We start from the raw sequence: 13,355 nt of genomic DNA, 5'->3' as shown, positions 1-13,355 counted from the left end.
TTTATTTCAAAAGCGGGCTTTTAATTTTTTTATAATTTTTATTTTCTTTTTACTTCAATTTTTTCCTTGCCGCCCATGTAAGGTCTTAGAGCTTTTGGGATATTTATGCTGCCATCTTCTTGCAAATGGTTTTCCAAAAATGCAATCAACATCCTCGGCGGTGCCACAACAGTGTTATTTAAAGTATGGGCGAAGTAGTTTTCCTTTTCTCCTCTGATTCTTATATTAAGTCTTCTTGCCTGAGCATCTCCTAAATTTGAACATGAACCAACTTCAAAATACTTCTTTTGTCTAGGCGACCAAGCTTCCACATCTAGAGATTTTACTTTCAAATCTGCAAGATCTCCAGAGCAACATTCCAAAGTCCTCACTGGTATTTCAAGACTTCTAAAAAAGTCTACTGAATTTTTCCAGAGTTCATCATAATATTTTTCAGAATCTTCTGGCTCACATACTATTACCATCTCTTGTTTTTCAAATTGGTGGATTCTATAAACCCCTCTTTCTTCTATGCCATGGGCTCCTACTTCTTTTCTAAAGCAAGGGGAATATGAGGTCATCTTTTGAGGAAGGCTTTCTTTTTCGTTTATGCTGCCTATAAATTTGCCTATCATCGAGTGTTCAGATGTACCAATCAAGTAGAGGTCTTCTCCTTCGATTTTATACATCATATTTTCCATTTCTTCAAAACTCATGACTCCAGTTACCACATCAGAGCGGACCATAAAAGGTGGTATATAGTAGGTGTAACCTCTATCTATCATAAAATCTCTGGCATAAGAAAGGATAGATGAGTGTAGTCTTGCCACATCGCCTTTTAAATAATAAAATCCGTTGCCCGATGTTCTTCTAGCAGAGTCTAAGTCTATGCCATCAAGAGCTTCCATAATATCCACATGGTAGGGCACTTCAAAATCTGGCACCACCGGTTCTCCAAATCTTTCCAGCTCTACATTTTCAGAGTCATCCTTGCCTATTGGCACATCACTTGCAATTATTTGTGGAAGTCCCAGCATTATTTCTCTTATTCTCTTTGCTTTTTCTTCTTCTATTTTGTCAATTTCTTCAATTCTATCGTTGATTCTCTTTACTTCGAGCTTTACTTCTTCAGCTTCTGCTAGTTTTTTTTGCCCCATTAATTTGCCGATTTCCTTGGATGTGGCATTTCTCTTTCCACGCAGCTCGTCTCCTTCAGTTCTAAGACTTCTGTACTCTTCATCAAGTTTTATTACTTCATCTACCATGGGGATTTTAGAGTCTTGAAACTTTTTTTTCAGATTTTCCTTTACCAAATCGGGATTTGATCTCACAAATTTAATATCTAACATATTTCCTCCTAAATAAAAAAAGAAGCTCCACCCCAAGGGACGAAGTCTTCCGCGTTGCCACCCTAATTAATGCAAATTGCATTCACTTTAAAGTCTGGACTCAAAAACGGATTCAAAAGCTACCACCTAAGACTCTCACCAACCGTCTTCTCTCTGAAGGTTTTCACTTTTTACTACTTTTTATCATAGTCCTATCAAATTATCTGTATTATACCAAGTAGCCTTTAGTTTTTCAACTAGAGCAAGTGGTTTTTGACCCAAGGTATCTTTTTGAGAATCCAAACCGCAAGAGCCGATAGCAAAAATATTAAAGACGATGCAAGAAAAATTCTAATAAGAGGATGAGTTCCAGCAAAAAGTCTTATACTCCTTCCAAGAAAAAGATCGTGAATTAGAAAAATGCCCAAACTCAAATCAGCGAGTTTTTCTATTATTCTTTTTACAAAGTCTCTTTCTATTTTTAGGTTCTTTATAAATAAGAAGATAGCTGTTGAATATAGATATGCAAATATCCCCATCACATCATAAAAGCCATAAATTAGTCCTTTTCTATTTACATTCATTTTGTATTGGCCGTATATTGATACCAAGATTGCTATAAGACCCACAATGTAGATGGCATTTTTGTGTTTTATTTCTCTGCGACCCAAATAGGAGCCTAGGCTATAATAGATTGTAAATCCATAAGATAATCCAAAATAAAAATAAGAAAAATAAGATGCAATTAGGTTTGTCAGACTTCCATTTTTAAAAATTATGAAAAGGCTGGGGGTAATTATAGAAAATATTAGGCCCAAGATTAAAAAGTATTCTAAATTTTCAATTTTTTCAAAAGCTGCATCCAAAATTGGCGTGGCTAGATAAAGACCTATTGTCATATATAAAAACCACATATGGTAATGGCCTAGGACTAGCTCTTGTAAAATCTGGATAAGGGGCATGGAGCCTCCAGCAAGTAAATTTTTCAAAAGATAAACGATGGCCCAAAAAACAATTATTATATAAAGGCGCAAGGATTTGTCGATGGCTTTTTTTATAGTCATCTTCCTATTCAAGTTGAAATAACCACTTATCATTATAAAAATTGGCACTGCAAATCTAGACAACTGAGAATAAATGTTGTAGTAAAAAAATTCTGGATTTTGAGGATTTGAAACGCCACCAGATGATACATGTAAAATTATTACAAAAAATGCTGAGATTACTCTAAGTAAATCGAAATTTACTTTTCTTTTTTCCATTAATAATTACTCCTCAAGGCCCTTCTAATTCTCATGTCCGAATCTTTTTTTGCTAAGGCATCTCTTTTGTCGTAGAGTTTTTTACCTCTAGCAAGTCCAAGCTGCATCTTGACCCTGCCCCTTACTAGATAGAGCTTCAAAGGCACTAGAGTGTATCCCTTTTGTGTTATTTCTCTTTCTAGCTTTCTGATTTCTTTTTTGTGCAAAAGCAACTTCCTCTTTCTCAAGGGGTCCACATTGTATATGTTTCCCTGTTCAAAAGGAGATATGTGCATATTTTCTACAAAGACTTCTCCCTTTTGAATTGATGCATAAGAATCTTTTAAGTTGGCAGATCCCTTTCTTATGGATTTCACTTCCGTACCCTTTAAAGCTATGCCCACTTCTAAGGAGGACTCTATAAAATAATCGTGGTTGGCCTTTCTATTTGTCGCTAGAGCATCATTTTTATTTTTAGCCATTTTATCCCTCCTCTTTGGAGCTAAGCAGTTCAAAATCTATTTGAGCCTTGTCCAAATTTACATTGACAAGTCTTACTCTTATCTCATCTCCAAGTTTATAAATGATTCCACTATCTCTTGAAATGGCAGTGTATGTGCTATCATCATATTCTAAGTACTCATCAATTGATTGATAAGAAATTAGTCCTTCAACTGTATTTTCTAAGGCGGCGAAAATTCCAAAATTTGTTATTCCTGTAATCTTCGCATCATACACTTCTCCTATCTTGTCTTTCATATACTGAGCAATTTTTGCATCTTTTACAGCTCTTTCAGCCTCATCCTGAACAAGCTCCATCTCTGAAACTTTTTTGCAGATTCCTGGCAGGACTTTTTCATAATAGGCAAATCTCTTTTTAGAAAATTTGTTGTGGATATTTTCTTTTATTATCCTGTGTATTATAAGATCTGAATATCTCCTTATTGGAGATGTAAAGTGTGAATAGTATCTCGCTCCGAGACCAAAGTGTCCCCTCTCTTCTGTATCGTATCCAGCTTTTTGCATAGATCTTAGGATGATTGTAGATACAAACTCCTCATCATCTTGTCCCTTTATAGAATCTATGACCTCTTGAAAACTCCTGGGACTTATCTCTTTTAAATTCTTTATTTTTAGATTAAGAGGTCTTAGCATTTGGTTTAAACTCGCTATTTTTTCCAAACTTGGCTCATCATGGACTCTATAAACAAAAGGAATTTCTCTCCAAAAGTATTCTTCTGCCACTACTTCATTTGTAAGAATCATAAACTCTTCTATTATCCTATTGGCTATTCTTCTTTCATAGGGGTAGATTTTCACAGGCCTGTCTTTGGAGTCGAGATCTATCTTGGTCTCTTTGAAATTAAAATCTATCGAGCCTCTCAATAATCTTTTTTTATACAAGACTTTTTGTAAGTCTCCCATGATTTTAAGATCCTCATAGAGTCCTTCTAAGGAAGCATCCTCTTTGCCGTCTTCTAAAAAATCACTGACAGTATCATAGACTAGCCTTTTGCAAGACCTGATATAGCCCTCGCAAATTTCACTCTCGACCACTTTCCCCTTGGTGTCAATTTTCATAAGTACAGATAGGGTTAATCTATTTTGACCTTCATTTAAAGAGCAAATTCCGTTTGAAAGTTCTTCAGGTAGCATAGGGATGACCCTTGTCAAAAGATAGTAGGAGTTTCCTCTTTTTAAGGCTTCTTGGTCTAAGGCAGAGCCTGCTTCTACATAAAAAGCAACATCTGCTATATGGACTTTCAATTCATAGTACTTGCCATCAAAATTTATAGATACAGCATCGTCAAAATCCTTTGAATCTTTTCCATCTATTGTAAACACTCTGTCTTTTGTGAAGTCTCTCCTGTTTTTTAAGTCCCTTTCAAGCACTTTATCTGGAATTTTCTTAATCTCATCTAGGACTTCTTTGGGGAAATTCTGTGGCAAATTAAAATTTCTTGCTATGGTTAGGATATCTACTCCCCTGTCCTCTGGGTAGCCGAAAACTTCTAATATGTGACCCTCTGCAGAAGCTTTGCCGCTCTGCCATTTGTCTATTTTTACAAGTACCCTTTGGCCAGTCTTAGCTCCCAGATTTTTACCTCCTGGTATAAAGATATCAGTATCTATTCTGTCATTTAGTGGTACTACAAATCCAAACTTGCCCGAATCTTGGTAGGTGCCTACCAAGTCCTTGTTGGCTCTTTTTAAAATTTTGACTACCTTGCCTTCAAAGGATTGTTTCTCTTTACAAGCCTTGGTGATTTTTACAAGTACGCTATCTCCATCCATTGCACCGAGCTTATCTTCCCTAGCTATAAAGATATCCTTGCCCTCATCTCTTAAAAGAAAGGCAAAGCCCTTGCTGTTACCCTGGATTTGCCCTTTTATCAAGTTTTCTCCTTCTAGCTGATACTTGTCGTCTACGAAAAAAATCTCTCCATTTTTTTCCATTTCTCTCAAAAGTTCAGCAAAATCTTTTTTGTCTTTGTTGGAGATTTGCATATACTTTGCAAGTGTTTTAAATTTTACAGGACCTAAGTCTGATAAGATTTCCTTTAAGGCTTCTCTAATCATTATAACTTTCCACCATAAGATGTTTTTTCAAAGAGGTTGGAGTTTATTGAGTAGGAATTTTCAGACTTGTTTTTATAAACTGCCTTGGCTATATCTATGAGTTTAGTTATAAGCTCCTTGAAGCTGTATTTATGTTCCCAGAGATAAAAAGCACATGAACCTGGCAGAGTATTGATTTCATTTACATAGACCTTGTCTTTTTCAAGCATGAAGTCAATTCTTGAAACTCCGGCACAATCCACAGCCTTAAAAGCTTTCACTGCAAGTCTTCTTATTTCTTCTTCTACATCAGGAGAAATTTTTGCAGGTATATTTCTTGAAGCGGACGCCTTGCCCGATGACTTTGACCCAGACTTCGAATTCTTTTGCTTGTATTTTTCGTCATAAGTTAAAAAGTCTGACCAAGAAACAGGCTCTTCTGTCCTTGAGGTTTCAAGATAGCTTTCATAGCCCAAAACGCTCATATTAATCTCTCTTAAATTTTCTACGCAGCGTTCCAAAATGATTTTTTTGTCAAAATGCTTGGCTACTTCTATGGCAGCTTCTAGCTCTTGTCTGTTTTTTGCTTTCGAAATGCCGACACTTGAGCCTAGATTGGCTGGCTTTACAATTATAGGATATCCAAGCTCATCACCATAACCTAAAATCTCATCCTTTTTGTCTTCGTACTCAGATCTGTAAAAATACTTGTATTCCACAAGTGGTAGGCCATCTGCTTGGAAAACTTTCTTCATCAAAACCTTGTCCATGGAAGCGGCACTAGCAGCAACACCCCCACTTACATATGGGATTTGCATAAGCTCAAAGAGGCCTTGGATGCATCCATCTTCTCCAAAAGTCCCATGTAAAGCCGGGAATATAAGGTCAATCTTAGCATAGACTTTTTCGCTTTTTTGCTTGTTAAATAGGCCTGATTTATCTTCAAGTGTATAGAGATTGAAATTTTTGTATTCAGGCTTAAAGAAAACTTCTATACCTTCTTTTTTATAGGAGCCTTGCTTAAAACTTTTAAAAGATTTAAGACTTTCTCCAGTGTAAAATTTTCCATCCTTGTCCAAAAATATGGGTATTGGATTAAATTTTTCCTTATCCATGTTTTCAATTACTTGAAGCCCTGTAATAACCGAAACCTCATGTTCTACACTTCTTCCACCAAATAATACTGCTATATTTTCCATCTCATTCCTCCGAATAGCTGTCTGGCAAGTCATTTTCAAAAAGGACTACATCTCCCGGTCTTGTCAGATGACCGAGGATTTGTGTCGCCTCATTTAGACTTCCTGCTACAAATAAATTCTCTTCTTTAAAATTTTCTTCCCTTATACCTTCTTGAATAGGTAGAGTCCTCTTTTTGCCAACAAGTATTATAAAATCGCAAACCCTAGCTAGCTCTTTTCCGAAAATCTTATTTTCTTCTTCTTCCATATCTCCGAGTTCTACCATACCGGGAGTTATGACTATTTTTCTACCTTCCTTGAAATTTGAAAGTACATCTAGAGCAGCCCTCGCTCCAACCGGATTAGAATTAAAGGCATCATCTATTATAACTATCTGTGATTCATTTTCCACTAGGCTCAATCTGTGTTCTACTGGTTCTATCTTTTCGATTCCATTTTTTATTTCTTCAAGGCTCAAGCCCAAGTTCAAGGCACAGGATGCAGCCGCCAAAATGTTTGAAATATTGTGCTTACCCAAGACTTTGGTACTACAAGCCATCTCTTTATCCTTCCAAACTAACTTAAACTTTGAACCTCTTTCAAATACTTCTATATCTTTTGCGAAAAGAGCCAATTTCTCGTTATTTTCCAAGCCGTATCTGAAAACTCTGACATCTTCTCTGTCCGCTAAAGGCTTTACGTATTCGTTGTCATAGTTGAAAATTCCAAGTCCATTTTTAGGAAGAGCTTCTATTAACTCATACTTTGTCTTTTGTATATTCTCGATTGTCTTAAACATATGCATGTGAGTAGGTCCTATTGCAGTCAAAATACCTATTTCTGGTTGCACAAGATCTGCCACTTCTTTTATTTCTCCAATTTTTTTGGCTCCAAGTTCAGCTACAAACACCTCTATGTCGTCTGTCAAATCATTGTTTATCACCTTGGATAAGCCCATCGGCGTATTAAAAGACGATGGAGTTGTCATTGTCTTTAATTTCTCGCTTAAAATGGTTTGCAACATAAATTTTGTAGATGTCTTGCCATAAGAACCTGTGATGCCCACCACAACAAGACCTGATTTTTTTCTGGATTTTATTTTTTCAAGAGCCATATTATAAAAACCCATGTTGATTTTTTCTTCTCTAGGCTTGTTGATTTTATTTGCCAAGACCATGATGTAGGCCCTTAAATTGTAGGCTATAAAAAGTCCTATGAGGTAGGCTGCTGTTGCTATTTCATAGCCTATAATTTTAGAAAAAATTAAACTTGATATAGATAAAATTAAACCTATTACAAGTAGAATTGATGAGTGTACCCCAAAGAGTCTCTTCGCCCTATCAGTCCATACTAGGGGCGTCTTTTCTTGACTTAGCTTTTTGCCTAAAAGCGACCTGTTTTCCTTTAGCCATTTTAAGTAATCGGCGCTTTCATAGCCTTCTAGCTGTAGAATGTGCAAGCAGGGTTCTGAAGCCTTTTTGGTCACAAAATAAAACCCTGCCAAGGCCATGTAATCTATAAATTGAAATAAAATTATATAAATGTTTTCCATAATTCACCCTAAAAATGATTTGATGACAGCTCTAAAAGTGGCATAGTCATCGGCATAGGAATAGTGGCCCCCTCTCAAGACCACAAGACCTGAATTTTTAATTTCCCTTTCAAAAATTTTGCCCATATAAAGAGGCGTATCTTTATCTTCATCGCCCCATATCAATAAGGTTTCAGCCTCGATTTTTTTGAGAGCTCCTTGCATATCTTCGTTTACAACCTTTACAAAGACCTTTCTCATTATACCATCAGAATTCTTATAGTCGTCCGAGCCGAATTTTTTATAGAAAGATTTGAGACTTTCTTCCTTGTTCTTCCAAAATAAAATATTGGTGTAGAGATTTTTTAAAATTTTAAAAGAATATACTTTCAGATAGTAGGATAATTTCCTCTTTGGAATGATTCCACTGGCATCTATCATCACAAGTTTGCCTACAAGCTCGGGATATTTGCTAGCTAAAGCTATGAGAGTCTTGCCTCCAAATGAATGACCTATGAGATCCGGCTTTTCAAGAGACATTTTTTCTATGAACTCTTTCACGGCCTCAGCATAGTCATAAGTCCCATAGACATAATCAGGTGCATCGCTCATGCCAAAGCCCGCTCCGTCAATTGCATAGACCTTTCTTGTGTCTTTTAAAATGTTAACTATACTCATTACAGCTTCTATACTGGCTCCCCAGCCATGCAAGATTATAAGTGGCTTGCCCCTGCCTTCTTCTATATAGGAGGTTTTGACGTTTTTTAGTTCTATTGTCTTTCGCATCACTAACTCCCACAATAGGGGCATCTCTTCTCGTCGGCAGAATATATTTTCCCACAATTTGGACAAAAAACTTCGTCCGACTTGTCCTTGATGCTTTTAGGACTTGCATCCAGATTTTTATATTTGCCAAGGATTATTTCCAAATCTTTTTTCTTTTGATAGAGAAAATCTATCCTTTCCATGACAGTCTGTGCCGATATATCTGGAATCATATTCTTATTGTACTTGTAATATCTTATGCCAAGTTCCTTGTATAAATTGGAAATTTCCTTGTCCGTCTCGTATATTTTATATCTCAAATTTGCGACCCTCTTTAGCTCCATGGCATTTTCTTTTAAAATTTTGCCAGTCCTATTAAGAGTGTCTATAATAGAGCTGATATTCTTATTAAAATTATCCATATTCCACCTCTTTGTTTATTATATCAAAAATAGGGGAATAATAAATGTAGTAGATCAAGTGAATTACAAAGAAAGGACTAAGTTATGGAAAATTTAAAACTATTTGTGGGCACAGTTTGCCCTTTTTGCAAAAAGGTAGAAAGATTTATAGATGAAAATAAGATTTATGGTATTGAATTGAAAAATATAAATACTGATAAAGAGGCTCTCGACTACCTTGTTGAAAAGGGTGGCAAGAGACAAGTGCCTTGCTTATTCATAGATGAAAAACCCATGTATGAATCCGAAGATATAATAAAATATTTAAAAGAAAAGTTTTTATAAAAAACACCTGGAAGAGACCTCTTTAAAAGTTTCTCCAGGTGTATTTTTTAATATTCTTTTACGAAATTATAAATTGATTTTACGGGTATACCCGTAGCTCCTTTGCCAGTAAAAGAGTAGGCTGAATCTGAAAAAGCAGGGCCGGCTATGTCCAAGTGAACCCAAGGTTTGCCTTCTACAAAATTCTTTAAGAAAATGCCTGCTGTAATAGTGCCGGCACCACCCGTTGTAGAGTTTTTAAGATCGGCTATGTCACTTTTTACTTTTTCTTCCGAGTCCTCGAATATCGGAAGTTGCCAAACTTGTTCGCCCGATTTTTCAAAGGCCTTAGCCACTTCTTCATAGAGTTTTTCATCATTTGTGACTGATCCTGTTGTCCTCATGCCAAGAGCCATGATGCAGGCTCCAGTAAGAGTTGCCATATCTATTATGGCTTTTGAATCCACCTTGGTCGCTGCATAGTAAAGAGCATCGGCTAGGGTCAATCTTCCTTCTGCATCAGTATTTATTACTTCTATGTGAAGACCCTTCATCGAAGAAATTATATCTCCATTCTTGTAGGCCTCTCCTGAAATCATATTTTCACAAGTGGCAACAAGACCCACCACATTTTTCTTCACCTTATTTTTAGCAAGGGCATAGATGCTTCCTATAACGCTGGCAGAACCTGCCATGTCACTTTTCATATCTACCATGTTTGTAGCAGGAATCTTAAGAGCATATCCACCAGAGTCATAGGTCAGGCCTTTGCCTACAAGGGCTAGAGGCTTTTCTCCTTTTACCGGAAGATATTTCATAATTATAAATCTGGGCTCTCTAGCAGAGCCTTTTGAAACTGCCAAGAAGGCTTGCATGCCAAGTTTTTCTATGGCCTTTTTATCTAAAATTTCGACTTCCACTCCAAGATCTTGCAAATGTTCCTTGGCTTTTTGAGCCAAGACCTCTGGATACATATCGATAGAAGGTGTGTTTACCAAATCTTTAGTTAGAAAAACTCCCTCCATCAAATTTTCGATTTCTTTCAAAGCTTCTTCAAGCTCTTCTTTAGATAGATCAACCTCAAAATCAACACTCAAATCAAATTTTTCGGTCTTTTCTTTCTTATAAACATCAAAAGTATAGTCAGCTTGTAAAAGTCCTTCTGCAAAAGCTTGAACTCCAGTTTTGCAAAGTCCTCCACAAATTTTGAGTGAGGATATTTTATTTTCTTTTATAATATTAAAAATTCTATATGCTACTTCCCTTAGCTTGTTGAAATTAAAATCTTCTCTCTTGCCAAGACCTAACAAAATAATATTTTCGCTCTTGGGTCCCAAGTTTTGAAAAATTTGCTTATATTCCGCTTTGAAAATATCCTTTTTGCTTATATAATCATATAGTTCTTTAGAAACTCCATAATCTTCTTCTTGAAAACAAATGTTGACCCTTGTAAGGTCTTTTTCTAATCTGCCAAATTTTATCATTAAATCACCTCATGCATTCTATTATACCAAAATTTGATTTTACCACCTAATATTTAAAATAATAGTTTCCCAACCTTAAATTATTAAGTTCTCGTTTTGAGTAAAATTTTATCATACTGTCTATGTTTCTTTCTATTTTTCCATAAAAAAGGAAGTTTTTAAAATTCATTTTTTTCTTTCCTGTGATAGAATAATTTAAAATTATATAGTTGGAGGAATGAAAATATGCGAGCACCTCGAAGAAATAACGTCTATGATTTCCTTAAAGACAAAATTTTACATGATGAGTATAAGCCTAATGACAAGTTAATAGAATTACAAATTGCAAATGAACTTGGCGTAAGCAGAACTCCAGTTAGAGAAGCTTTAAAAAAGCTAGAAATAGAAGGCTTGGTTAAGGCAAACCCTAGAAGAAGCTATCAAGTTGCCAAAATATCTATTGATTTTTGTAAAGACCTCTACTTTGTGAAAAAAATTTTAGAACCAATGCTGGTCGAGCAAACTGCATATGCAGGTATAACAGAAGATTGTATAATTTTAAAAAGTTTAGCTCAAGAGATGAAAGAGGCAATGCTAAACGAAGATTTCTATCGTTTGAAAAACTTGCTTGTAGAGTGGAATTTGTCATTAATAAATTCTACTTCAAATCAATTTCTGAAAGATTTGCTCATGATTATAGACGCTAGATTGTATAGGATATCTAATTTTATATTAAATGACAACGAAAATTTACTTTTAATTTATGATAAGATTCAAAAGATTCAATCCGCTATTGAAAGTCGTGATTGTAAAAAAGCAAAAAATCTCTCAGCTGAATACATACAAGCCCTCTTTCCAATAATTGAAATGAAAAATGATTCCAGGATGTTTCAGGAATAAAATTATAATTTTAAGAGCCTTTAGGCTCTTATTTTTTTGACATAAATGACTTTATTTTATATACTTGCAGAATGTGATAAAGGAGAAGATATGACTAAGCTAATAAATTTTGATGATATCGGCGGACTTGTAAAAGACGAGGCCCGAGTAGCTGTATCAGGTTTTTTTGCTTCTGCAAGTCCCGAAGAAGTCTTGGAAGCTATTCGAGATTCTTTTTTAAAAAAAGGGTATCCAAAAAATCTAAAAATCATGCATGGGCCAGGCTCTGGCAACGCAGACGGCACAGGCATAGATAGGCTTGCCCTTCCAGGTCTTATTGATGAAATTATAATATCTCATCTTGCAACTTTAAAAGAGACATCGAAACTCATTGCAGACAATAAAATCAAATGCTATGACCTTCCTTATGGAACGATTTTACGTCTGTATGACTCGGCTATAAGGAGCGAAAATTTTATGCTCACAAAGCTTGGGCTTTCTACTTTCGTAGACCCTAGACTTGATGGCGGCAGGTTTAATACTCTTACAAAAGATGTCTTGGGAGAAATTGTAACCGTCTTGAAAGAAGAATTCATAGCCTATAAGACGCCAAAAATAGATTTGGGACTTATTAGAGGAACTAGAGCGGATATTTTTGGAAACATATCAATAGAAGATGAAATTGGACCTCTTGATCTCTTGCAAATTGCCATGGCTAGCAAAAATTCTGGTGGCAAAGTTATCTGCCAAGTAAAAGAAGTTGTAGATGAAAAATTGTCTCCTGATAAAATTTCTATCCCAGGAAATTTAGTCGACTATGTTTTCGTCACAAGCAAGGCTGAAAAATACCATAGGCAAACTTGGGACTACTTAAACGAAGACAGCTTGAGTGGCAAGATAAATATTGAGCTAAGCTCCAAAAATCCCCTGCCTTTAAATATGAAAAAAGTTATAGCCAGACGGGCTGCCCTTGAGATAAAGAAAGATAGCATAGTAAACATGGGTGTTGGGGTGCCCGAACTTGTAGCCGATATATGCGATGAAGAAGGTATAAAAGATAAAATCACCTTGACTCAAGATTCAGGAGTTCTAGGAGAACTTCCCTTGAAGGGAGGCTCTTTTGGCGCTGCTTTAAATTCAAAGGGTGCCATGCCTTCAAAAGATTTTCTTGATTTTACAGCGGGCGGAGGAATTGAAACTAGCTTTTTAGGTCTTGCCGAAGTAGATGGCTTTGGCAATCTAAATGTTTCTCGCTTTGAAAACTCCATGCCCGGATGCGGCGGCTTTATAGACATAGCTCAAGGCACAAAAAATTTGGTGTTTTGCGGAAGCCTTACGGCTGGTGGTCTGAAAGTGGAAATAAAAGACGGTGAACTTCAAATAGTTCAGGAAGGTAAAATCAAAAAATTTGTAAAATCAATTTTTCAAAGGACTTTTTCAGCTAAATCAGCTCTTGAAAATGGACAAAATGTCATCTATGTGACTGAAAGATGCGTATTTAGGCTAAGTCCTAAAGGTCTTATTTTGGAAGAAATTGCCCCCGGAGTTGATCTTGAAAGAGATATTTTAAAAAATATAGAATTCGAACCTCTAATCTCCGACCAATTAAAAATTATGGATAGTAGAATTTTTAGTCCAGAAAAAATGCATCTTTAATAAAGCTTTTAAAGTGTGCATAAAATTTTTATAAAAATTAACCACTGCTTA

12 protein-coding genes and 1 other annotated feature are annotated in these 13,355 nt (G+C 35.7%); of the genes, 3 read left to right on the top strand and 9 right to left on the bottom strand.

Annotated elements, in window-relative coordinates:
• Window positions 1-38: 38 nt before the first annotated feature.
• The 8 genes from serS to LV469_06985 form a co-directional block, all read right to left on the bottom strand.
• The gene (gene serS / locus LV469_07020) at window positions 39-1,328 is read right to left on the bottom strand and encodes a serine--tRNA ligase (protein UHR02390.1); all 1,290 of its coding nucleotides are present in this window, start codon (window positions 1,326-1,328) and stop codon (window positions 39-41) included.
• Window positions 1,329-1,360: 32 nt separating this feature from the next.
• Window positions 1,361-1,524: a binding site (T-box leader), on the bottom strand.
• A gap of 40 nt (window positions 1,525-1,564) precedes the next feature.
• Window positions 1,565-2,569, bottom strand: a complete 1,005-nt coding sequence (locus LV469_07015; GenBank protein ID UHR02389.1) for an acyltransferase family protein — start codon at window positions 2,567-2,569, stop codon at window positions 1,565-1,567.
• On the bottom strand, window positions 2,569-3,030 hold the full coding sequence (gene smpB / locus LV469_07010; GenBank protein UHR02388.1) for an SsrA-binding protein SmpB: 462 nt from the start codon (window positions 3,028-3,030) through the stop codon (window positions 2,569-2,571). The genes LV469_07015 and smpB overlap by 1 nt, the downstream gene beginning before the upstream one ends.
• Window position 3,031: 1 nt before the next feature.
• On the bottom strand, window positions 3,032-5,128 hold the full coding sequence (gene rnr / locus LV469_07005; protein ID UHR02387.1) for a ribonuclease R: 2,097 nt from the start codon (window positions 5,126-5,128) through the stop codon (window positions 3,032-3,034).
• Complete coding sequence (locus LV469_07000; GenBank protein ID UHR02386.1) at window positions 5,128-6,306, bottom strand: D-alanine--D-alanine ligase; 1,179 nt, start codon at window positions 6,304-6,306, stop codon at window positions 5,128-5,130. Before LV469_07000 ends, rnr begins: the two co-directional genes overlap by 1 nt.
• 1 nt (window position 6,307) lies before the next feature.
• Window positions 6,308-7,837 (bottom strand): UDP-N-acetylmuramoyl-tripeptide--D-alanyl-D-alanine ligase, encoded by a 1,530-nt coding sequence (locus LV469_06995; GenBank protein ID UHR02385.1) that lies wholly within the window; start codon window positions 7,835-7,837, stop codon window positions 6,308-6,310.
• 3 nt (window positions 7,838-7,840) lie between these two features.
• The gene (locus LV469_06990) at window positions 7,841-8,602 is read right to left on the bottom strand and encodes an alpha/beta hydrolase (GenBank protein UHR02384.1); all 762 of its coding nucleotides are present in this window, start codon (window positions 8,600-8,602) and stop codon (window positions 7,841-7,843) included.
• A 2-nt stretch (window positions 8,603-8,604) separates the two neighbouring features.
• Window positions 8,605-9,003, bottom strand: a complete 399-nt coding sequence (locus LV469_06985; GenBank protein ID UHR02383.1) for a zinc ribbon domain-containing protein — start codon at window positions 9,001-9,003, stop codon at window positions 8,605-8,607.
• 84 nt (window positions 9,004-9,087) lie between these two features.
• Between LV469_06985 and LV469_06980 the strand changes: the two genes are divergently transcribed.
• Window positions 9,088-9,327 (top strand): glutaredoxin, encoded by a 240-nt coding sequence (locus LV469_06980; protein ID UHR02382.1) that lies wholly within the window; start codon window positions 9,088-9,090, stop codon window positions 9,325-9,327.
• 47 nt (window positions 9,328-9,374) lie between these two features.
• Here the strand turns inward: LV469_06980 and LV469_06975 are convergent, their stop codons facing one another.
• Entirely contained in the window at window positions 9,375-10,790 is a 1,416-nt protein-coding gene (locus tag LV469_06975; protein UHR02381.1) for a leucyl aminopeptidase, read from the bottom strand.
• Window positions 10,791-11,015: 225 nt separating this feature from the next.
• On the opposite strand from LV469_06975, the gene LV469_06970 reads away from it, so the two are divergent.
• The gene (locus LV469_06970; protein ID UHR02380.1) at window positions 11,016-11,669 is read left to right on the top strand and encodes a GntR family transcriptional regulator; all 654 of its coding nucleotides are present in this window, start codon (window positions 11,016-11,018) and stop codon (window positions 11,667-11,669) included.
• A gap of 90 nt (window positions 11,670-11,759) precedes the next feature.
• Window positions 11,760-13,304 carry a hypothetical protein gene (locus tag LV469_06965; protein ID UHR02379.1) on the top strand — a complete coding sequence of 515 codons (1,545 nt, stop codon included), beginning with the start codon at window positions 11,760-11,762 and terminating at the stop codon, window positions 13,302-13,304.
• The last annotated feature ends 51 nt before the right edge of the window (window positions 13,305-13,355 follow it).

Source organism: Peptoniphilus sp. GNH (assembly GCA_021307325.1).
Taxonomy (GTDB): domain Bacteria; phylum Bacillota; class Clostridia; order Tissierellales; family Peptoniphilaceae; genus KA00134.
Note: the sequence above shows the minus strand (reverse complement) of the source record. Positions and strands in the feature narration are given on the sequence as shown.